General features: G+C 62.6%; 19 protein-coding genes. 1 reads left to right on the top strand and 18 read right to left on the bottom strand.

Going from position 1 to position 19,367, the window contains the following annotated elements; translation table 11 throughout:
• Position 1 precedes the first annotated feature (1 nt).
• From ABNW52_RS08250 to ABNW52_RS08235, 4 genes are all read right to left on the bottom strand, one after another.
• A complete protein-coding gene (locus ABNW52_RS08250) occupies positions 2–1,897 on the bottom strand; it encodes an amidohydrolase (protein ID WP_349586249.1) in 1,896 nt (631 codons plus the stop codon).
• 188 nt (positions 1,898–2,085) lie between these two features.
• On the bottom strand, positions 2,086–2,346 hold the full coding sequence (locus ABNW52_RS08245; RefSeq protein WP_349586247.1) for a XapX domain-containing protein: 261 nt from the start codon (positions 2,344–2,346) through the stop codon (positions 2,086–2,088).
• A 68-nt stretch (positions 2,347–2,414) separates the two neighbouring features.
• Complete coding sequence (locus tag ABNW52_RS08240) at positions 2,415–3,104, bottom strand: isochorismatase family protein (protein WP_349586246.1); 690 nt, start codon at positions 3,102–3,104, stop codon at positions 2,415–2,417.
• A 150-nt stretch (positions 3,105–3,254) separates the two neighbouring features.
• Entirely contained in the window at positions 3,255–3,962 is a 708-nt protein-coding gene (locus ABNW52_RS08235; RefSeq protein WP_349586245.1) for a pirin family protein, read from the bottom strand.
• Between the two features lie 174 nt (positions 3,963–4,136).
• Here ABNW52_RS08235 and ABNW52_RS08230 point away from each other — a divergent pair, with 174 nt between their 5' ends.
• Positions 4,137–5,081, top strand: coding sequence for a LysR family transcriptional regulator (locus ABNW52_RS08230; protein WP_349586243.1), 945 nt, complete (start codon positions 4,137–4,139; stop codon positions 5,079–5,081).
• Positions 5,082–5,380: 299 nt separating this feature from the next.
• On the opposite strand, the gene ABNW52_RS08225 is transcribed toward ABNW52_RS08230, so the two are convergent.
• The 14 genes from ABNW52_RS08225 to ABNW52_RS08160 form a co-directional block, all read right to left on the bottom strand.
• Positions 5,381–6,406 carry a fumarylacetoacetate hydrolase family protein gene (locus ABNW52_RS08225; RefSeq protein WP_349586241.1) on the bottom strand — a complete coding sequence of 342 codons (1,026 nt, stop codon included), beginning with the start codon at positions 6,404–6,406 and terminating at the stop codon, positions 5,381–5,383.
• Positions 6,407–6,419: 13 nt separating this feature from the next.
• On the bottom strand, positions 6,420–6,743 hold the full coding sequence (locus ABNW52_RS08220) for a DUF3861 domain-containing protein (protein WP_349586239.1): 324 nt from the start codon (positions 6,741–6,743) through the stop codon (positions 6,420–6,422).
• Positions 6,740–7,702, bottom strand: coding sequence for an NAD-dependent epimerase/dehydratase family protein (locus ABNW52_RS08215; protein ID WP_349586237.1), 963 nt, complete (start codon positions 7,700–7,702; stop codon positions 6,740–6,742). The genes ABNW52_RS08220 and ABNW52_RS08215 overlap by 4 nt, the downstream gene beginning before the upstream one ends.
• The gene (locus ABNW52_RS08210) at positions 7,699–8,685 is read right to left on the bottom strand and encodes a fumarylacetoacetate hydrolase family protein (protein WP_349586235.1); all 987 of its coding nucleotides are present in this window, start codon (positions 8,683–8,685) and stop codon (positions 7,699–7,701) included. The genes ABNW52_RS08215 and ABNW52_RS08210 overlap by 4 nt, the downstream gene beginning before the upstream one ends.
• On the bottom strand, positions 8,682–9,134 hold the full coding sequence (locus ABNW52_RS08205; protein ID WP_349586233.1) for a VOC family protein: 453 nt from the start codon (positions 9,132–9,134) through the stop codon (positions 8,682–8,684). The genes ABNW52_RS08210 and ABNW52_RS08205 overlap by 4 nt, the downstream gene beginning before the upstream one ends.
• Positions 9,135–9,142: 8 nt before the next feature.
• A complete protein-coding gene (locus tag ABNW52_RS08200) occupies positions 9,143–9,898 on the bottom strand; it encodes an SDR family NAD(P)-dependent oxidoreductase (RefSeq protein WP_349586231.1) in 756 nt (251 codons plus the stop codon).
• A 195-nt stretch (positions 9,899–10,093) separates the two neighbouring features.
• On the bottom strand, positions 10,094–11,377 hold the full coding sequence (hisD, locus tag ABNW52_RS08195; RefSeq protein ID WP_349586230.1) for a histidinol dehydrogenase: 1,284 nt from the start codon (positions 11,375–11,377) through the stop codon (positions 10,094–10,096).
• 60 nt (positions 11,378–11,437) lie between these two features.
• Complete coding sequence (locus ABNW52_RS08190) at positions 11,438–11,968, bottom strand: carboxymuconolactone decarboxylase family protein (RefSeq protein ID WP_349586228.1); 531 nt, start codon at positions 11,966–11,968, stop codon at positions 11,438–11,440.
• 9 nt (positions 11,969–11,977) lie between these two features.
• Entirely contained in the window at positions 11,978–12,757 is a 780-nt protein-coding gene (locus tag ABNW52_RS08185; protein WP_349586226.1) for an SDR family NAD(P)-dependent oxidoreductase, read from the bottom strand.
• Position 12,758: 1 nt separating this feature from the next.
• Positions 12,759–15,197, bottom strand: a complete 2,439-nt coding sequence (locus tag ABNW52_RS08180) for an efflux RND transporter permease subunit (RefSeq protein WP_349586224.1) — start codon at positions 15,195–15,197, stop codon at positions 12,759–12,761.
• Positions 15,198–15,262: 65 nt separating this feature from the next.
• Positions 15,263–16,348, bottom strand: coding sequence for a WD40/YVTN/BNR-like repeat-containing protein (locus ABNW52_RS08175; RefSeq protein ID WP_349586222.1), 1,086 nt, complete (start codon positions 16,346–16,348; stop codon positions 15,263–15,265).
• Between the two features lie 2 nt (positions 16,349–16,350).
• Entirely contained in the window at positions 16,351–16,521 is a 171-nt protein-coding gene (locus ABNW52_RS08170) for an NAD(P)-dependent oxidoreductase (protein ID WP_349586220.1), read from the bottom strand.
• A gap of 21 nt (positions 16,522–16,542) precedes the next feature.
• The gene (locus tag ABNW52_RS08165; RefSeq protein WP_349586218.1) at positions 16,543–17,289 is read right to left on the bottom strand and encodes an SDR family NAD(P)-dependent oxidoreductase; all 747 of its coding nucleotides are present in this window, start codon (positions 17,287–17,289) and stop codon (positions 16,543–16,545) included.
• Between the two features lie 292 nt (positions 17,290–17,581).
• Positions 17,582–19,252, bottom strand: coding sequence for a methyl-accepting chemotaxis protein (locus ABNW52_RS08160; RefSeq protein ID WP_349586216.1), 1,671 nt, complete (start codon positions 19,250–19,252; stop codon positions 17,582–17,584).
• Between the last annotated feature and the right edge of the window lie 115 nt (positions 19,253–19,367).

Genomic DNA, 19,367 nt, shown 5'->3' with positions numbered 1-19,367 from the left:
ATCACACAGCCCAGCACGAACACCCCAAGGCACCAAAGAAGCCCTGAAGATCCGACACTGGCGCCTTCGATGCCCAGGCACGGGCATGGTCATGGCCGTGCAGACCGCAGGCGCTGGTGCAGCCACAGGCGGTGATCGCCTGATAGCGTGCCGGGTGCAGTGAATGCTTGCCTGCGCCCTCCGGCTCGCCCCATGCGCCATAGCCCTTGAAGCTGCGAGTTGGTGACCAGTCCGGCATGGCTGGTGGCAGCGGGTTGTCATCGAGATCAGCGAAGTCGCCATCGCCGTAGACAACTCGACCGCCCACCACGGTCAATTCAGAGGTGAGGAAGGAGATTTCGTCTTCGGAAACCGCGAAGTAGTCCTTGCTCGGCACGATCAGGTCGGCGAGCTGCCCTGGCTCGATGCGGCCGCGTTTGCCCTCCTCGTTGGAGAACCAGGCGACGTTCTCCGTCCACATCCGCAGTGCCGTCTCGCGGTCCAGACAGTTGTGCTGCGGATACAGGCGCAACCCGCCGACGGTCTTGCCCGTGACCATCCAGGCCAGCGATACCCAGGGGTTATAGGAGGCGACGCGCGTGGCGTCGGTGCCGGCCGAGACCTTCACGCCCTTTTCCAGCATGCGGGCTACCGGGGGCGTAGCCTCGGCCGCCTTGGCGCCGTAGCGCTCGACGAAGTACTCGCCCTGATAGGCCATGCGGTGCTGCACGGCGATGCCGCCGCCCAGTGCCGCGATACGGTCGATCGACTTGTCGGAGATGGTCTCGGCGTGGTCGAAGAACCAGTTCAGCCCTTGCAGCGGGGTCTCTTGATTGACCTTCTCGAACACGTCCAGCGCGCGGGAGATGGTCTCGTCGTAGGTGGCGTGTAGCCGCCATGGCCACTTGTTCTGCACAAGAATGCGTACCACTTCTTCCAACTCGCCTTCCATCTGGGGCGGCATGTCCGGCCGAGGCTGACGGAAGTCCTCGAAGTCGGCGGCCGAGAACACCAGCATTTCGCCCGCGCCGTTGTGGCGGAAGTAATCGCTGCCCTGCTTGTATTGAACCGAGGAAGTCCACTTGAGGAAGTCTTCCTTTTCCTCCGTGGGCTTCTGCGTGAACAGGTTGTAGGCCAGACGCACCGTCATCTGGCCCTCGTCGGCCAGCTTCTGGATCACCGCGTAGTCGTCCGGGTAGTTCTGGAAGCCACCGCCGGCATCGATTACGCCGGTCACCCCCAGCCGGTTGAGTTCACGCATGAAGTGACGGGTGGAGTTAAGCTGGTAGTCGAACGGCAGCTTCGGCCCCTTAGCCAGCGTGGCGTAGAGGATCATCGCGTTGGGCTTAGCCAGCAACAGGCCAGTGGGGTTGCCAGCAGCGTCACGGGTGATCTCGCCACCTGGTGGTTCGGGGGTCTCCTTGGTGTAACCTACAGCCCGTAGCGCGGCGCCATTGAGCAGCGCACGGTCATACAAATGCAGCAGAAACACTGGCGTGTCGGGCGCGACCGCGTTGATTTCCGCGATAGTCGGCAAGCGCTTTTCAGCAAACTGGTGCTCGGTGAAGCCACCGATCACGCGTACCCACTGCGGTGCGGGCGTGATGGCCACCTGGCGGCGCAGCATGTCCATTGCGTCGGCCAGCGAGCGCACGCCGTCCCAACGCAGCTCCAGGTTGTAGTTGAGGCCGCCACGTACTACATGGGTGTGGTTGTCGAACAGACCGGGGAGCACGCGCTTGTGTTTGAGATTGACGACCCGGGTGCCGGTGCCAGACAGGGCCAGGATCTCCTGATCCGAACCCACCGCCAGGAATCTGCCATCTTTGATCGCCACGGCGCTGGCCCCAGGATTGCTGCGATCCAAGGTCGTGATCTGGGCGTTATGAAAAATGATATCGGGAACAGAATTGGCCATGCTGTGTGCTCCTTTACTTTTGACACCGGCAGTTGCGCTACACCCAGGCTCACCTTCCAGCAACGAGGCCGCGGGCTGTTCCGGATGGTGCGTCTACGTTTGACACCAGACTGCGGCGTGGACGGCCCCCGTCCGGCCAACCTCACGGCCTGGCAGATGGACGGCGGCACGCACAGCCGCAACCCTGCTCACGTTTGCTTTTCCTGGTCAGCTTGCCGTCCGGGCAATTGGCCGAAGACATGGTCCGTGGCATGTGTCTTGTCGCAGGCGGTAACAAACGAGGTGCCACGGAGCAGTTGCTTGCCAACCGGAATGATCTGCTCTCCAGCGAGCATCCCCAGCAGACCCAGTATGGCAATGACCGGCGGTGCCGGAGAGCGCACATCCAGCAGGCTGTAAATGACGCCCACCAGCAGGCCGACCGCCAATGAAATCAGATAGGCTTTCATGGTTCACCTCGATTCACGAAGAGTGTCGCGCTGTCACACCGGGCGGCAAACGCCACCCGGTGGTTCGCTTACTTGGCCGGGTTGGGACCGATGCGTTCACCGTGCTGGACGCGCTCGGGAGCCTTGTGAACCATGGTGTAGGCATAGTCGACGCCCATACCATAGGCACCAGAGTGCTCTTTTACGATTGCCATCACGTCTTCGTAGGTTTCCTTGCGTGCCCAGTCGCGCTGCCATTCGAGCAAGACCTGCTGCCAGGTCACCGGCACGACGCCCGCCTGCACCATGCGATCCATCGCGTATTTGTGCGCATCAACGGAGGTGCCGCCGGAGGCGTCGGCGACCATGTAAATGGTGTAGTCCGTGTCTTTGAGGCAGGAGAGTGCAAAAGTCAGATTGCACACCTCCGTCCAGAGTCCGGACACGACAACCTTCTTGCGCCCTTGTGCCGCGCCAACGGATAGCGCATCGCGCACATTCTGGTCGTCCCAGGAGTTCATCGAGGAGCGCTCAAGCAGCTTGTTCTCGGGAAAAACGGCCAGTAGCTCGGGATAGGTGTTGCCGGAGAAACCGTTGGTCTCGACGGTGGTAATGGTCGTCGGGATGTTGAACGCTTTCGCCGCCTTGGCCAGGGCCACGACATTATTCTTCAGGACCTGGCGGTCGATTGACTGCACGCCGAAGGCCATTTGCGGCTGCTGGTCGATGAAAATAAGCTGGCTATTCTGTGGTGTCAGAACTTCGAGGTATGCGGACATGGTGGGTATCTCCTTCAGAATCGAAACAGGTGTCGAGTAGCGGCATGAAATGCAGTCGTCGCACAACTTCAATCCGAGCCACGGTGCGTTAGCGCCGATAGCGGACTTGGTGCGAGGCATGCCGCAGAAATGCCTCGCACCCAATACAGATTAATTGGCGGCTACATCCACAAGGACCAGTTCGGCATCCTCAAGGGCCGTGATGCGGATGGCCGCTTCACCTTTAATGGCCGCGCCATCGCGCGCCACCAAGGTGATGCCGTTGATCTCGACCTTGCCGCTAGCCGGTACCAGATAGCCATGGCGGTCCTTGTCGGAAAAGCGATACTCGGCGGTTTCCCCTGCCTTGAGCGTGGCACCCAGCACACGGGCATCGGTGCGGATCGGTAGCGCGTCCTCATCCCCGTCTATACCGCTGGCCAGCGTCACGAACTTGCCTGAGCGATCGCTCTTGGGAAATGGTTTGCTGCCCCAGGACGGTGGCGCGCCGCGCCGGTTGGGGAATATCCAAATCTGGAAAATGCGGGTGATACCCGGCTCCTGGTTATATTCCGAATGGTAGATGCCGCTGCCCGCGCTCATCACCTGCACATCTCCGGCCACGGTTCGGCCTTTGTTGCCCAGGTTATCCTGGTGAGTAATGGCGCCTTCACGCACATAAGTAATGATTTCCATGTCCGCGTGCGAATGCGGCGGGAAGCCGGCACCGGGTTGGATGGTGTCGTCGTTCCAGACCCGCAGCGCACCCCAATGCACGCGAGCGGAATCATGGTATTCAGCGAAAGAGAAGTGATGCTTGGCATCAAGCCAGCCGTGCTGCGCACCACCCAGGCTGTCGAAAGGTCGACGTTCGATCATGTCGCTCTCCTGAGGCATACAGTGTTGTTAGACCAGTCTAGATGAGCTATCGCCGATTAAGAATGTAAGAAAAAGAAATCCATACTTTCCATCATCGCCCCGTTGCCTGGCCTTCTTGTGTCGAATGGAGCGCCTGCCTATCATCGACGAGTGAGATAAAAATACGTCTGAAAAATGATGAAAAAACTACCGGATCTGGAAGCGTGGGCCATCTTTGCCAAAGTGGCGGAAACCGGCTCCTTTGCCAAGGCTGCCGCCGAGTTTTCCTTGTCTCAGGCCTCGGTATCCAAAGCGATCTCACGGCTGGAAACCCGCATGAAAACCGTGCTGCTTCATCGTACCTCCCGGCAGATGTCGCTGACCGAGAGCGGCTATGCCGCGCTAGAGCGAGCCGCGCGCATTCTGGAGAATGGCGAAGCGGTGGAGGAGGAGGTCGCCGAGCAATCGAGCAGCTTGCGTGGACCGATCCGGGTGACGGCCCCGATGTCGTTTGGTATCGCACGGCTGGCGCCGATGCTGCCCGACTTCATGGCCACCCATCCCGATGTAACATTGGATGTTCAGTTCAACGACGAGCTGCTTGATCTTGTTGCTAACCGGTTTGATTTGGGGGTGCGCATCTCCGGCATGGAGGACTCTAGCCTGCTGGCCCGACGCTTATGCAATGTGCGGGTTTTGCTGGTGGGGGCTCCGGCCTATTTCGAGCGTTTCGGGCGCCCCAAACACCCACGTGACCTGGTAAATCATCGCGTGTTGCAATACACCTATGCGCGCGGCGGCATGAGCTGGCGATTCCGCCACGAGACGCATGGCGAGTTTACTCAAGCCGTGCCCGCCTATTTGCAGTCCAATAATGCTGAAGCACTGGAGCCCACCTTGCGGGCCGGGCTGGGCCTGGCATTGCAGCCGGAATTCCTTGCCTGGCAGGGCTTACAGTCGGGGGTGATAGAAACGGTGATGGACGATTGGCAAGTGGAACCAATCTCGTTGCACATCGTGACCCCGCCGGGGCGAAATCGACCGGCGCGCGTACAGGCCCTGATCAATTATTTGGCCGAACGCCTCACCAGTGAGTCTTGGGCGCAAGCGCTTCCACAAGTAGAAAAGCACCAGCTATAGATCCAGCATAAATTGGGGGGATGGCTGCCCTAAGGACACTCGCTTGCCAAACAGCAGGACTCCCCCGGCTCCTGTAGGCAATCCTGCTCTATGGGAAAAGACAATGACCAGACAGCAAACAGGACCGGTCACATTTCTTAGACGGGCTCACTGTCCGCTTCGGCCGAAAAGGGCCTGCTCACAAGAGCACAACGACCCCGTCTATGCAACCACCACACAAAAAAAAAGGGCCATTGGCCCCTTTTTTGCTCAGACGCCTACAGGCGACATCCGAATCTGACTGACTCTTTTCGGTAGAGTCAAACGGCAGCAATGCAGTGGTTTCTCATTATACCGATGCCAGATAACATGCCTTCCAGCACATCACCCGCTTGCAGAAAACGGTTGTGATGCGAGCCGTTGCCCGCCGGTGAGCCGGTAATCAAGATATCTCCCGGAAACAAGCGAATCCGGCTCGAGAGGTATTCGATCAGACGTGGAATACCGAAGATCATGTCGGCAGTGGTTTCGTCCTGCATGACCTGCCCATTCACACTGAGCAATATCCGGATATTCTGAGGATCACTCACGAGCTCGGCCGGCACGATATAAGGCCCCATCGGGGTATAGCCCGGCAGGCTCTTGGACATCAACCAGTCAGAACCGATGGCTTTCAAGTCCTGGCGATGCACCAGTTCACGATTGGTGATGTCGTTGACTATGGTGTAGCCGGCGATGTAGTCGTAGGCATCGGCGGCGGCGACATGAAAGGCCTCCTTGCCGATCACCACCGCCAGCTCCAGCTCCCAATCCGGCTGCGACACATTGGCTGGCAGCGGAATGTCATCGAACGGCCCGGTGATGGACGACCAGGCCTTGGTAAAGATATAGGGTTCACCATGGGCAGCCCTATCGTCCATCAGTTGCTCGGCATAGGCACGAGCCGCGGCGGCGCTCAGGCCCTGCGTGGCCGGATCACGCGCCTGATCGATAATCAGATCGATAACGTGCTTGCGGTAGTTGGCCCCGGAGCAGAAAAACTGCCGCGGCTGCTCCAGCGGGGCATGCACCCGCAGCAACGCCACATCGACAAACGGCAGCCCGCCCTCGCCATGCTGCAACAGGTAGTTGGCCGCATGGCTGATCGCTGCCTGATTTTTGTCCCAGGCATCAAACACGTCCAGCAGCGTTGCACCTAGCAGCAGGTCATGACCCAGCTTACGACACTGCGGCTGCAGCGCCCGCAGGGAAATGACCCGACGTTGCCCCAGAATCAGACCGGCAAAGGGAGTGGCGCCGGCGATGGAGAAGGTGCCCAGCGCATAGGGTGGCGTTGTATTGTTCATGCCTCCGCCCCCGTCAGGATATGGCACCGCCCGAACCATCCACCTCGCGGCCCAGCGCCTTGAAGCGCCCGATAAAGGCCCGCATCGGTTCATGTAGCTCGGCAAACACTGGATGATCACGATGTTTGAGCATCACCTCGGAAAACAGCTTCAGTCCCAATGCCAGCGATGCGGCGGTATCGGCATCGAACACGCCCTTGGCGCGCGAACGTTCAATGATGCTGAACACATCATCATGGTTGCCGGTCTCGAAGCTCAGGGGCGGATGCAGTGCCGCATCGGCTTTCGGCGATGACAGGTGCTCAAGCGTCACCCGGTAGCGGTGTTCTCGCTTCATGCTGTGGTCCCTGCTGCAGTGGCATTGCGTATCAGCCGCTTGATATCGCCATCGTGGGCAAAACCGATTGACTCGGCCGCCCGGGCATCAAGTGGCGGATAGCAGCCAAATGCCGCTTCTAGTTGTTGGTCTGGCCGGTAGCTTACCAGCGCGCGACGGTCCGCGCCGTAAACCTCGGCTAGCCCATCGACCAGTTGCGCCATGCTGAGCCGCAGCACCGGCAGCGTGAATTCACGCCGCTGTTGCAGCAGATCCGGCGCCAGGCGCGCCGCGTGCAGCAGGTTATCGACACAACAGCCTACCGACATCCACCACGCCACTGCCTGCGCAGATACCGGGCAAGCAAATGGTTCGCCTGCGGCCAACTTCCAGAACACATCGCTCATGAAGGCGGAAAGCAGCCCGGATGGTGCCGGTGGACGGGCGACAATACCGGGTAAGCGCACACTGCAGCCATCCAGCCAACCGCGGCGGCTGTAATCGTTCAGCAGGATTTCGCCCATCAGCTTGTGCGCACCATAGGACAAGCCGGGGCGCATCGGTGACGCGTCATCCACTAACGCCGGCAACGGCGAGCCATACACGGCGATGGTGCTGGTAAACACCAGCCGTGGGCAGTTGCCCTGCTCACGCAGGCGCTCAAATAAGGCCAGCGTGGCCTGCAGATTCACTTGCAGCCCCAGCTCGTAATTCCGCTCCGCCGCGCCACCTGGCAGGCTGGCCAGATGGAACACCAGTTGTGGCGCATCACGCAGTGCCGCCTCCAGTGCCGACGGATCGGCAATGCTGCCGGTCACCACCTGCAACCGGGCGTCATCGGGCAGCCCATCCACGCTCATGTCCAGTACCGTCAGCCGTGTAAGCGGCGGCTGCCCCGGCAGTACCCGCTCCGCCGCCAGCAGCCGCCGCACCAGCTCGCGGCCAACAAAGCCGTTACCCCCAGTTACCAGCACGTTCATGCCACCACCTCCGTCGCCACCATGCGATGCTCGATGGCACCAAACACCGACTGGCCATCATTACCCAGCATCTCGAAGCGCAGCACCTCGCCAAACTGCATGAACGGGGTACGCGACTCACCGTGATCGATCATCTCCACCGCCCGTCGCTCGGCCAGGCAGGCGGAACCCACTTCGCGGTAATGCGGGCTAGAAAAAGTGCCGGTCGCCAGCACTGTACCGGCGCCCAGATTACGGTTGTACGCCAGATGGCTGATCAGCTGGCCAAAACTGAAATCCATTTCACGACCATTGGGCTGGCCGAACCACTCGCCGTTACGGCTCACGCGCATGTCCAGCTGCACCCGACCATCCCGCCAGGCATCACCCAGCTCGTCCGGCGTCACCGCCACCGGGCCGAAGACGGTCGCCGGCTTGGCATTGATGAAGCCAAAGCCCATCGACAGTTCTCGGAATAGGTGCGCCCGCATCGACACATCGTTCAGCAGCACAAACAGCTTGATATGCGTTTCCGCGTCAGCGGTGGCAACCCCCATCGGCACATCGTCGAGAATGGCGGCGACTTCACCTTCGAAGTCGCAGTTGTCGGCTGCGGTGGGGAACGGGTAATCGTCGCAAGGGCCGAGAAAGTCATCGCCCTGACGCTGTACCAGGATGGGAATGCCCGCCGTTTTCTTGACCGACAGGTTGTAGGCCTGCTCCATGATCTTGCCGTGGTTGAGAAACGCCGACGCATCGACAAACTGGTAGGCTCGCGGCAGCGGTGCGGCCACCGCTTTGGGGTCGAACCCGAAGGCAGCGGCGGCCTCTCCGGCGTTGAGCGCATGGTATTCGGCCTGCAGCAGTGGCTCGACGGCCATCCAGTTCTCGATCGCCTGCTGCATAGTGCCTGCCGCCTGTGCGGGCACTGCGTAACGCAGATCACGCGACACCACCAGCAGGCGGCCATCGCGACTACCATCTTTCAGCGTTGCCAGTTTCATGTTCTGTTGTCCTCGAAATAATGGTCACCGGCCCACAGCTCCGGTGCCTCGATCAGCTCGATCAGGTTGCCGGCGTTGTCACGCAAAAAGGCCATCGCGGTGCCCTGTACGGTCTTCTGGAATACGATGTCGGCCCCTTTTTCCCGCAGCGCCGCCACGGTCGCCACCACATCTGGCACGGCGTAGCAGACATGCTTGTTGCCATGCGTCAGCAAGTCGCGGTTCGGCTCGCGGCGATCTGCAGGCAGTGGCGCGGCGCCTTGCAGCTGGAACAGCTCGATGCGGAAATTACCGCGGCGCATGAAGGCCACATCTGCCGGAATGATGTCGATGAACACCCGGCTTTCCAGCTCGAAGCCGAACATGCGGCCATACCAGTCGATGGAAGCATCCAGGTCCGGCACGCTGATACCGGCGTGGTGCGGTTTGATATCGGGATAGTGACTCATGCTTGCACTCAACTCAGTTGCCGGCCGCCATCGACGGGAATCACGGCACCGGTGGTAAAGGTTAACTGGGTGGCCACGGCCACCACGGCGGCCGCCACTTCTTCCGGCTCCGCCAGTCGCTGCAGCGGGGTGCGGCCAGCCTGCTCGTCGCGCCAGGCCTGATCCATGCTTTTCACGAATTCGGTATCCGCCAGCCCCGGCGATACCGACACCACGCGGATAGCCGGTGCCAGTGCGCGCGCCAGCGATTTGGTCATATTGTCTACCGCCGCCTTGGACGCGCAGTACATGACATTGCTGCCCATGGCACTGACGGCGGCAATAGACGAGATGTTCACCACCAGCCCGCTGCCATGCTGCGCCAGCAGTGGCTGCAGGGCGCGCACGGCGGCAAACGGACCGCGGACATTGGTGGCCAGGATGTCGTCGATCAGCGCATCGTCCAGCCCAGCCAGGTCGGCATGCGGCACAAAGCGCGTGGTACCGGCACAATTGACCAGCAGGTCACAGCGGCCATAGTGTTCGGCGATCTGCCCGGCCAGCGCCTGCAGCGCTTGGCTGTCGGTCACCGGCGCAGCCACCGCTGCATGCGCCGGCTCGGCAGCAGGCAGCGTAGCCGCCAGCGTGGCTGCCGTGTCCGCCGAGCGGTTGTAGCCCACCAACACCGTGGCCCCGGCCGCAGCCAGGCCACGGCAAATGGCTTCACCAATGCCCCCGGCGCCACCAGTTACCAGCGCCACTCTTCCTTTCAGGGACTGCGTCATCAGCTTTACTCCTCCCCGCCCTGCCGGCGGCTTGCTCTCCTGCCAAGGTTGGCCACAGGCCTGCGGCCAACCTTGGCAGCCTATCGGCCAGCTCAGCTTGGCAAGCAATGGCCACAGCCGGCATGGAGCAACACCCCAGGCAGGACGCAGGCATTACCGCCGGCTGAACATGCTTCACACATGGCCGTGCCGTGCTCAGGCCGGTTGCTTGAAGCGGCGCACGCGGATATCCGCCTGCTCCTTGTGACCACTCATGTGCTCGTAGCCGCACAGCCGCGAGCAATACTCGCCCACCAGCACGCTGGCCTCGTCGGTCAGCACGCGCTGGTAAGTGTGGGTCTTGATGAACTTGCCCACCCACAGCCCGCCGGTATAACGGCCGGCGCCTTGCGTCGGCAGCGTGTGGTTGGTACCGATAACCTTGTCGCCGTAGGACACGTTGGTGCGATGCCCCAGGAACAGCGCGCCATAGCGGGTCATGCGCTGCAGATACCAGTCCGGGTCACGCGTCATCACCTGCACGTGTTCGGAGCACAGCCGCTCGGCTTCCTGCAGCGCTTCTTCATCGCTGTCGCACAGGATGATTTCGCCATAATCGCGCCATGACACGCTGGCCACCGGCGCGGTATCCAGCCGGGCCAGCACCTGCTCAATGGCCGCCGGTAGCTCAGCGGCGATCTTGGCGCTGGTGGTGATGCAATAAGCCGGCGACGTCGGGCCATGCTCGGCCTGCCCAAGCAGGTCCACCGCCACCAGCTCGGCGTCCACGGTGTCGTCGCAGATCACCATGGTTTCGGTGGGGCCGGCAAACAGGTCGATGCCGACACGGCCGAACAGCTGGCGCTTGGCTTCCGCCACATAGGCATTGCCCGGGCCGACGATCATGTCCACCCCGGCGATGCTGTCGGTGCCGATTGCCATCGCCGCCACCGCCTGCACCCCACCCAGGCAATAGATTTCATCGGCGCCGGCCAGATGCATGGCGGCCACGATCTCCGGGCACGGCTTGCCGTCAAACGGCGGCGCGCAGGCAATCACACGCTTAACGCCGGCCACCTTGGCGGTGAGCACGCTCATGTGCGCCGAGGCGATCAGCGGATATTTGCCGCCCGGGATGTAGCAGCCCACCGAGTTCATCGGAATATTGCGGTGCCCCAGAATCACGCCGGGCAGGGTTTCCACTTCCACATCCTTCATCGACTCACGCTGGATAGTGGCAAAACGGCGGATCTGGGTCTGCGCGAACCGGATGTCGGCCAACGTTTTCTCGCTCAGCTGGGCGATGCAGGCATCGATTTCTGCCTGCGACAGACGGAAGCTTTCCGGCGACCACTTGTCGAACTTGGCGCTGTAATCGCGCACGGCGGCATCGCCGCGTGTCTCGATATCGGCCAGGATGCCCTCTACCGTGGCCCGTACCTGGGCATTGATATCGGCTTTGGCTGCGGCCGGTTTGCCGCGCTTGAGGTACTGAATCATGCTGCTCTCCTTTGTCGTCATCGGGTGATGGCAGCCGCCGGGCGGCCTGCCTCAAACGTGTTATTCCAGCTCTATATCCAGCGTGTTGATGAAGCGGCCAACCATGTTGTAGGACGCAATCACCCCCACCAGCTCCACCAGTTGCGCCTCGTCCGGCAGCACCGCGCGGGCGGCAGCCACCGCGGCGGCGCTGGCACTGCTGTCGCGCGTCATTTCCACTGCCAGGCGCAAGACGGCGCGTTCGGCGGCATCAAACAGCGCACTGTTGTTGATGGCGCCGTGCAGGTCGCTCAGGGCCGCGAACTGCTGCTCACTGCCGCCGGCCTTCAGCCATTCGGCGTGGTGATGGTGCAATTCGTAGCGGCAGTTGATCTGTGCCGATACCGCACACATCGCCAGTTCGCGCAGCCGGTACGGCAGCGCCACCTCGTTGCGCACCGCGCGCAGGAAACCGTTCCAGCCACTGACAAACGGCTGGCTGTGCAACAGCATGCGGTCGATGTTCAACAACCGGCCGCCACGGCGGGCGCGGATCGCCGCCACCATCTCGGCCGGAGCGGTGTCTTCTTGCTTGAAAGGGATACGGGCCATCTCGGCTCCTCAGTTACCGTCGCTGATGGTGGTGCCACCATCGATAATCAGGTTCTGACCGGTGATGAAACCGCCGGCCGGCGAGGCCAGCAGCAGCACCATACCGGCCACCTCTTCGACTTCGCCGACCCGACGTAGCGGTGTCTGGGCAATACGCCGCGCCATCACCGCCTCGTCGTCCAGCATCGGCCCGGCAAAACGGGTACGGATCACGCCGGGCGAGATGGCGTTGATCCGGACATTGCTCGGCCCCCACTCCACCGCCAGGTTGCGCGCCAGCTGGGCAACACCGGCCTTGGACAGGCCATACAGGCCAATGCCCTTGTTGCCGCGCACGCTGGACAGGCTGGCGGTGAGGATTACCGCACCCTCGCCACGTGCCGCCATTGGCGGAATGGCCAGGCTGGTCAGCCAGAGCTGACTTTGCAGATTGATGCGCAGCACCTGCTCCCAGTCGGCGTCGCTCACTGCGGCCAACGGTCCGGGGGGATGGCCGATACCAGCGTTGCACACCAGGATGTCTACCCGGCCGTAGTGCTGGCAGGCGGCGGCAAACAGTGCGCTCACCTGCTGGCGGTCGCCGACATCGCACACCACGGCACGCGCCTCAATGCCATCGGCCCGCAGTGCGGCCTCTGCCGCCAGGCATTCGCCAGACTCCAATCCCGAAATCACCACTCGGGCACCGGCCTGGCCCAGTGCTGTGGCCATGGCGTAACCCATGCCGCGGCTGGCGCCGGTGAGCAGCGCCACCTTGCCGGACAGATCGAATAAGGAGTGCACCGGCATGTCAGGCCACCTTCTCTTCGCTGGCCAGCAGCGCGGCGTCATCGCTGGATTGCGCCGAGGTCTTGCTGCTGCGCGGCAACAGGAAGTGCGCCAATGCCGGCAGCAGCACCATCGCCCCTACCATATTCCACAGGAACATGAACGCCAGCAGGATGCCCATGTCGGCCTGGAACTTGATCGACGACAGCACCCAGGTCGCCACCCCTGCGGCCAACGTGGCACCGGTAAGCAGCACCACCTTGCCGGTAAAGGCCAGTGCACCGTGATAGGCATCGGACAGACTCTGGCCGGCACGCATCCTCGCCAGCGTCACCGACAGGATGTACAGCGCGTAGTCGACGCCGATCCCCACCCCCAGCGCGATCACCGGCAGGGTCGCCACTTTCACCCCCATGCCCAGCACCACCATCAAGGCTTCGGCCAGCACCGAGGTGAGCATCAGCGGCAGGATGGCGATCAACACCGCGCGCCAGGAGCGGAAGGTAATGAAGCACAGCACGGTTACCGCGCCGTAAACCAGCAGCAGCATCTGGTGCCAGGCATCCTTCACCACGATGTTGGTGGCGGCATCGATACCGGCCGAACCGGCGGCCAGGCGGAAGTGCACATCCTTGCTGTTATTGGCCGCCGCAAAGGCCTCCACATGCTGCACCACACGGCTGAGGGTGTCGGCCTTGTGATCCCGCAGGTACACGTACAGGGTCAGCAGATCGCAGGAGTCGTTGTACAGGCCGCGCGGCGCACCGGCGGTGATGAAATTGAGCATCTCCTGGTTCTTGATCAGCTCGAACCATTTCGGGTTGCCCTCGTTCAGCCCGGTGAGCACAAAGCGGTTGAGCGTCGCCAGCGAGTTAGTGGACTCCACTCCCGGCAGCTGGCGCAGCTGCCATTCCAGCGCATCCACTTTCTGCACCACGTTGTAGTTGGCGCAGCCGCCGTTGCCCGGGGTTTCCACCATCACCGCAAACACATCGCTGCTGGCGCCGAAGTTATGGTTAATGAAGGCCACATCCTGGTTGTAGCGCGAGTCGGCACGCAGCTCCGGCGCGCCCGGATCAAGGTCGCCGATCTTCAGCTGGCGGCTGCCCAGCACCCCGGCCACGGCCAGTAGCAGCGCCACCACGATGGCCACCACCGCGCCGCGGCGGCGGGTGAAGCGATCGAGAAACGCCCACAGCGGGTGACGCACGCCGGACTGACGTTCGGCCAGCTCGGCCTTGACGCTACGCGCCGCGGCGGCGGCACCAACGCCGGTATAGGACAGCAGGATGGGGAGCAGGATCAGGTTGGTGAAAATCAGCACCGCCACGCCCAGGCTGGCCGCGATGGCCAGCTCTTGAATTACGCGGATGTCGATCATCAGCAGCACCGCAAAGCCCACCGCATCCGCCAGCAAGGCGGTGAGACCGGCCAGGAACAGACGGCGGAAGGTAAAGCGCGCGGCGATGTATTTATGGGTGCCACGACCGATGTCCTGCAGAATGCCATTCATTTTCTGCGCGCCGTGACTCATGCCGATGGCAAACACCAGGAACGGCACCAGCATCGAATACGGGTCCAGGTCATAGCCCAGGGTGGCGATCAGCCCCAACTGCCACACCACCGCAATCAGCGAGCTGGCCACCACCAGCGCGGTGCTGCGCACACAGCGGTTGAACCAGTACACCATCAGCGTGGCGATCACGATGGCGATGGCGAAAAACTGCAGCACTTCGCGCAGGCCGTCGATCAGGTCGCCGACGATCTTGGCAAAGCCGGTAATGTGGATGGCGACACCCTGTTGCGCGTAGCTGGCACGAATCTGTTCCAGCTGGCCGGAAATGGCGGCGTAGTTGATCTCCTGGCCATTGGGCAGTTTGTCCAGCAGCGGCACATAGATCACGCTGGACTTGCCATCCAGCGCCACGATCTGGCCGATCTCGCCGGAGCGGGCCACGTTGGCCTGCAGCTTCTGCAGGCTGTCGGCACTGCCATCGTAGCCATCCGGAATCACCGGACCACCCTCCATGCCCTCTTCGGTCACCCCCACCCAGCGGGTATTCGGCGTCCACAGCGATTTCATGCTGCGGCGATCGACGCCGGGAATCAGGAATACCTGGTCGTTGATCTTGCGCACGGTCTCCAGATACTTGGCGTCGTATATGCTGCCATGCGGATTAGCCACCGCAATGCGCACCGCGTTGCCCAGCCCGAACAGCTCGCCCTTGTGCTGGAGATAGCTGGCGATATACGGATGGCCGGCCGGAATGGTTTTCTCGAAGCTGGCGTTCAGGCGCAGCCCCAGCGCCTGAACGCCCAGCACCATGGTGACGATCGCGCACAGCACGATCACCAGCAGCCGGTTATTGAACAGCAGCCGTTCCACCACATTGCCGGAACGGACGTCGAACGCTGCCAGCGACGACACCACGGCGTCGTCGGAATGATTTGGATGCTTCATGATTGCCCCTGTTACATCGCTATGGGCGGCCCACAAGTCCAGCGGGCCGAATCGCTACGCCACGGTTATGGCCGCAGCACGCCACGAAGGCTGGTGACAACCAGCTGGCCATCGTCCAGCTGCAATACCCCGGTGAGTGGCGGCAACGGCGGGGTGGCCAGCGGGCGGATGGTTTGCCCCATGTCCCTGGATGCCAGCAGCTGACCGGCCTGGTTGGCCAGCAGTAACATGCCCTTGCTGCTGCGGCTGCTGGCCACCACCGACACCGGTGCCGGCAGTGCTACCGACTGCCAGCTGCTGCCACGGTCGCCAGAGCGGTAGACATTGCCGCGCAGCCCGGCCAGCAGTACGTTGCCGTTGTCGTCGGCCTGCGCGGTGAAATAGCTGCCCTGATACGGGGTACTCAGGCGCAGAAACGAACCGCCGTTCATCTCGCCACGAAACGCCAGCCCCTGCTCGCCGGCCAGATAAATGGCGCCGCCACCGACAGCGATGCTGTACAGGTGGTGGGCCTGCGGGTTGTCCAGCTGCCCAGCCAGTGATTGCCAATGCTGCCCCCCATCGCTGGTGGCAAAAATCAGCCCGTAAGCGCCGACGATCAGCCCACGGCGGGCATCAAAGAAATGCACATCCAGAAACGGTTTGTCCGGGCCATCCGCCACCAGGCGCTGCGCGTTGGCCAGTGCTTTGGCCAGCGTCGCATCACCAGCCGGCGCCGCCTTGGCACGTGCCGCCACGTCGGCCAGCGCCAGGGCGGCGGCGCGTTTACCATCCAGTTGCCGCTGCCAGCTCTTGCCGCCATCAGACGAATGCAGCACGGTGCCAAAGTGGCCCACTGCCCAGCCCTGGCTGGCGGTCGGAAAGTGGAGCGCCGTCAGGGTGACGCTGACCGGCACCTGCGCCTGCTGCCAGTTTTTGCCCTGATCGTCCGAATACAGCGCCAGACCACGCTCGCCCACGGCGACCAGGCGCTGCCCGGCGCGGGCCACTGCTTGCAGGACCGCCCGTTCCGGGTGAGCCGCCTGCACGGCAGCACGCAGATCGGCCTCGGCAGCCGGCGCGGCCTGCACGTTGGCCGCAAGCAGACCGCCAAGCGTTAGCCCCAGCGCCACGACACGGGCTGCGGTGGTTTGTAGAAACAAGACATTCATGTTCAATACCCCACGGTAAAGCGTCGGCGGCTGTGCTGCGGCAAGTCCAGCGCATGGCGCATGGCGACGGTAAAATCCACCATCGGTATCCGGCAGTGGCCTGCGGCGTCCTGCGGCCGCGCATCGCCGCTCAGTCGGGAGCGAGCAGTGGTACCAAAAAGGACCAGATTCATCGGACTTCCCTCCTGCCCCGCTCAGAAATTGATACCGCCATCGACATAGAAGGTCTGACCGGTAATGAAGTCAGCGTCGCGCGATGCCAGGAAGGAGACGATGCCGCACAGATCCTGCGGCTCTTCCGTACGCTTGATCAGCTGCGACTGGCGCACGGCCTCGAACAAGGCGGCGGGGAGATGTTTTTCCGATGACGGCGTCCGGGTCAGCCCGGGGCAAACCGCATTGACGGTAATGCCCAGATCGCCGAATTCCGCCGCCAGCGCACGGGTAAGGCCAATGCCTGCCATCTTGGTAGTGACGTAGGCGGCAAAACCGGGCATCGGGGTGCCGATAGTGCTGGATGCGATCTGCACAATGCGCCCCCAGCCGCGTTCGACCATGCCCGGGGTCAGTGCCTGCGCCAGCAGCAGCGGTGCCTCGACATTGACAGCCTCGAAGCGGCGAAACTCGTCCAGCGTCAGCTCGGACCATGGCACCAGCGGCATGTGGGCGGCGTTGTTGACGATCAGATCGCAACGGCCGAAGTGTTCCAGCACGTTGGCCGCAAAGCGGCGTACCGCGTCGGCATCGGCCAGATCCACGGCCTCGGTGTAGGCCTGGCGTCCCTGTGCCTGCACTGCGGCGGCGGTCTGCTCCGCCTGCACCACATCGGCAATGGCAATGTGGTAACCATCGGCGGCCAGACGGCGGGCAAAATGGCTGCCCAGGGCACCGGCCGCACCGGTAATGACCGCCACACGTTCCGGTTGCTGCGAATTCACCATGAATGTCTCCTCTTTGATCTTTGTGTCGCATGCGGTGGCATGCGCGAGCGCCAAGTGCTGTACCGCCCTGTGCGTTCGGTGTCTTGCTACCTTAGCCGCAGCAACAGGCATCTTAAAAATCGTTTATTTGGATTAATTGAATCCGCGCTGCAGATACATAAAACGCAGCAGAGCGGCACCGACGGCCACGCCAGTAGAGGGCAAAAAAAATGCGCTGCCGGTCAACGGCAGCGCCAAAGCAAGGTACAACTCACCACAACGCCTGCGTGCCATTGCGGGCACACCGGAAAACTCAAACCCGGAAGCCGGATACCGATAACGTCAACTCTCCCGCCAAGGTACCCAGCTTGCGCGCGGCGCCGGCCACCTCGGTCACCACCCGGTTGTTCTGCTCCACCATGCGCGCAATGTCTTCCACGTTACGTGCCACATCGGCACTGCCATGGCTTTGCGCGTTGATCACCGCGGCAATGCGATCGATCTCCCCGTTCATCGACACCACCACGCCACTGGACGCCTGCACCGCCGCCCGCAGCCTGGCCAACTGCCCCAGCAAGGCGGCCAACGACTGGTGACCACCTTGCAAGGACAGCCCGACCGCGCTGGAGCGTGCCCCCAGCGCCGCCGCCACTTCCTCGATGTCACCGGCCGCGCGGCTGGATTGCTCGGCCAGCTTGCGCACCTCATCGGCCACCACCGCGAATCCCCGTCCCTGCTCGCCGGCCCGCGCCGCTTCAATGGCGGCATTCAACGCCAGCAGATTGGTCTGCGCCGCAATGGCCTTTACCTGGGCGGTCAGATCGGCGATAGCGGTGGTGCGGGAAATAAAATCCTCCACATCACCCCGTAGATCACCGAACGAGGCCTGCACCTGGTTGGCCTCATCGTGCATCCATTGCAGCGCCGCACCGCCTTCTTCCGTGTCCCTCAGGCTTTGCAAGGAATTGCTGCGTAGCATGTTCATGCCCTCTGCCATGGCCAGAACCCCGGCAGAGATATCGTCCATTGCCCGGGCCGCCGCTTCGGTGGCGCGGGTTTGCTCTGCTGCACCGCGCTCGGCATGGCCGGCATCCGCGGCCAGTGAGTTGGCCGCATCGTTCACCCCCTCGGCCCCAGCCAGCACTTTGCACACCAGTGCCTGCACCCCGTCGATCAGCTGGTTGAAGGCGGCCGCACTCTGCGCCACTTCATCGCGGCCGACAGTGGCGGCCCGCTGCGTCAGGTCGCCCGCCTGCAGCTGCAATGCCGCGCTACGGATATCGTTGATGGCACCGACAATCTGGGCGCGGATCAGCAGCGCACTGAACAGGGTCAGCAGCAACGCGCCGGCACACGCCAGCGCCAGCAGCGTATTGGCAGTGCGGCCAACCTTCAGCGCCTGCCGATACTCGTCCCGGCTGAGCTGGTCCTGGGTCCGGTTCAGCTTGCCGGCGGCGGTCAGTACGCCGCTAAACCAGTGCCAGACCATACCGACGCGGTTTTCTTCCAGCGCGGCATCGTCCTGCCCGACGGCCGCAAGCAAGACCTGCACTTCGTTACGGTAGCCCGCCAGACCACTGCGCACCTCGGCATACGCCGCCTGTTCCTCCCGGGTCAGCCCCACGGTGCTGGCAGCAGCATCCAGCTGTCGGCTGACCGTCTGCAAATCACCGGCCAGGCCGCTGGCCTGGGCACGGATATCGGCCACGACACTGTTGTCGCTGCGATCCAGCGTGCGGTAATCATTCAGCAACAGGGCCAGGTCTTCGTTGATGCCACGTACCGTGCCCACTTGCTGTGCGGTGTCCTGCAGCCGCTTGAAGCGCGTGTGGTAGATGTTTTCCAGCGCCGCCTGCTGGGTCTGCAGGCCGTAGTAGCCACAGGCGGCCACCAGTACCAGCAGCACGGTCACAATCGCCGGGGTGAGTAACAGCTTGGTGCCGATGGACCAGCGCGCCAGCAGCGGGGTACGAAGGTGTTTCATGGCAAAACCTGTCAACTGGAGTGCCGGCCACGCGCGAGCAAGGCCAATGGCCGAGCGGAGCACAGCACGCAGCACACGGAGTAAGAAAGCCGGCAGCCGATACCGCACTGCCGAC

Origin of the sequence: Vogesella oryzagri (assembly GCF_040148885.1) — a bacterium.
Taxonomy (GTDB): domain Bacteria; phylum Pseudomonadota; class Gammaproteobacteria; order Burkholderiales; family Chromobacteriaceae; genus Vogesella; species Vogesella oryzagri.
This window is presented reverse-complemented; position numbering and strand designations above follow the sequence as displayed.

Bases quoted from the DNA above. Each gene is read 5' to 3' on its own strand.
- ABNW52_RS08220 (WP_349586239.1), bottom strand. From the start codon at position 6,743: ATGAAGCGAGAACACCGCTACCGGGTGACGCTTGAGCACCTGTCATCG.
- ABNW52_RS08210 (WP_349586235.1), bottom strand. From the start codon at position 8,685: ATGAAACTGGCAACGCTGAAAGATGGTAGTCGCGATGGCCGCCTGCTG.
- ABNW52_RS08170 (WP_349586220.1), bottom strand. From the start codon at position 16,521: ATGAATCTGGTCCTTTTTGGTACCACTGCTCGCTCCCGACTGAGCGGC.
- ABNW52_RS08185 (WP_349586226.1), bottom strand. From the start codon at position 12,757: ATGCCGGTGCACTCCTTATTCGATCTGTCCGGCAAGGTGGCGCTGCTC.
- ABNW52_RS08200 (WP_349586231.1), bottom strand. From the start codon at position 9,898: ATGACGCAGTCCCTGAAAGGAAGAGTGGCGCTGGTAACTGGTGGCGCC.
- ABNW52_RS08180 (WP_349586224.1), bottom strand. From the start codon at position 15,197: ATGAAGCATCCAAATCATTCCGACGACGCCGTGGTGTCGTCGCTGGCA.
- ABNW52_RS08205 (WP_349586233.1), bottom strand. From the start codon at position 9,134: ATGAGTCACTATCCCGATATCAAACCGCACCACGCCGGTATCAGCGTG.
- ABNW52_RS08190 (WP_349586228.1), bottom strand. From the start codon at position 11,968: ATGGCCCGTATCCCTTTCAAGCAAGAAGACACCGCTCCGGCCGAGATG.
- ABNW52_RS08240 (WP_349586246.1), bottom strand. From the start codon at position 3,104: ATGTCCGCATACCTCGAAGTTCTGACACCACAGAATAGCCAGCTTATT.
- ABNW52_RS08215 (WP_349586237.1), bottom strand. From the start codon at position 7,702: ATGAACGTGCTGGTAACTGGGGGTAACGGCTTTGTTGGCCGCGAGCTG.
- ABNW52_RS08175 (WP_349586222.1), bottom strand. From the start codon at position 16,348: ATGAATGTCTTGTTTCTACAAACCACCGCAGCCCGTGTCGTGGCGCTG.
- ABNW52_RS08165 (WP_349586218.1), bottom strand. From the start codon at position 17,289: ATGGTGAATTCGCAGCAACCGGAACGTGTGGCGGTCATTACCGGTGCG.
- ABNW52_RS08235 (WP_349586245.1), bottom strand. From the start codon at position 3,962: ATGATCGAACGTCGACCTTTCGACAGCCTGGGTGGTGCGCAGCACGGC.
- ABNW52_RS08250 (WP_349586249.1), bottom strand. From the start codon at position 1,897: ATGGCCAATTCTGTTCCCGATATCATTTTTCATAACGCCCAGATCACG.
- ABNW52_RS08225 (WP_349586241.1), bottom strand. From the start codon at position 6,406: ATGAACAATACAACGCCACCCTATGCGCTGGGCACCTTCTCCATCGCC.
- ABNW52_RS08230 (WP_349586243.1), top strand. From the start codon at position 4,137: ATGATGAAAAAACTACCGGATCTGGAAGCGTGGGCCATCTTTGCCAAA.
- hisD (WP_349586230.1), bottom strand. From the start codon at position 11,377: ATGATTCAGTACCTCAAGCGCGGCAAACCGGCCGCAGCCAAAGCCGAT.
- ABNW52_RS08160 (WP_349586216.1), bottom strand. From the start codon at position 19,252: ATGAAACACCTTCGTACCCCGCTGCTGGCGCGCTGGTCCATCGGCACC.
- ABNW52_RS08245 (WP_349586247.1), bottom strand. From the start codon at position 2,346: ATGAAAGCCTATCTGATTTCATTGGCGGTCGGCCTGCTGGTGGGCGTC.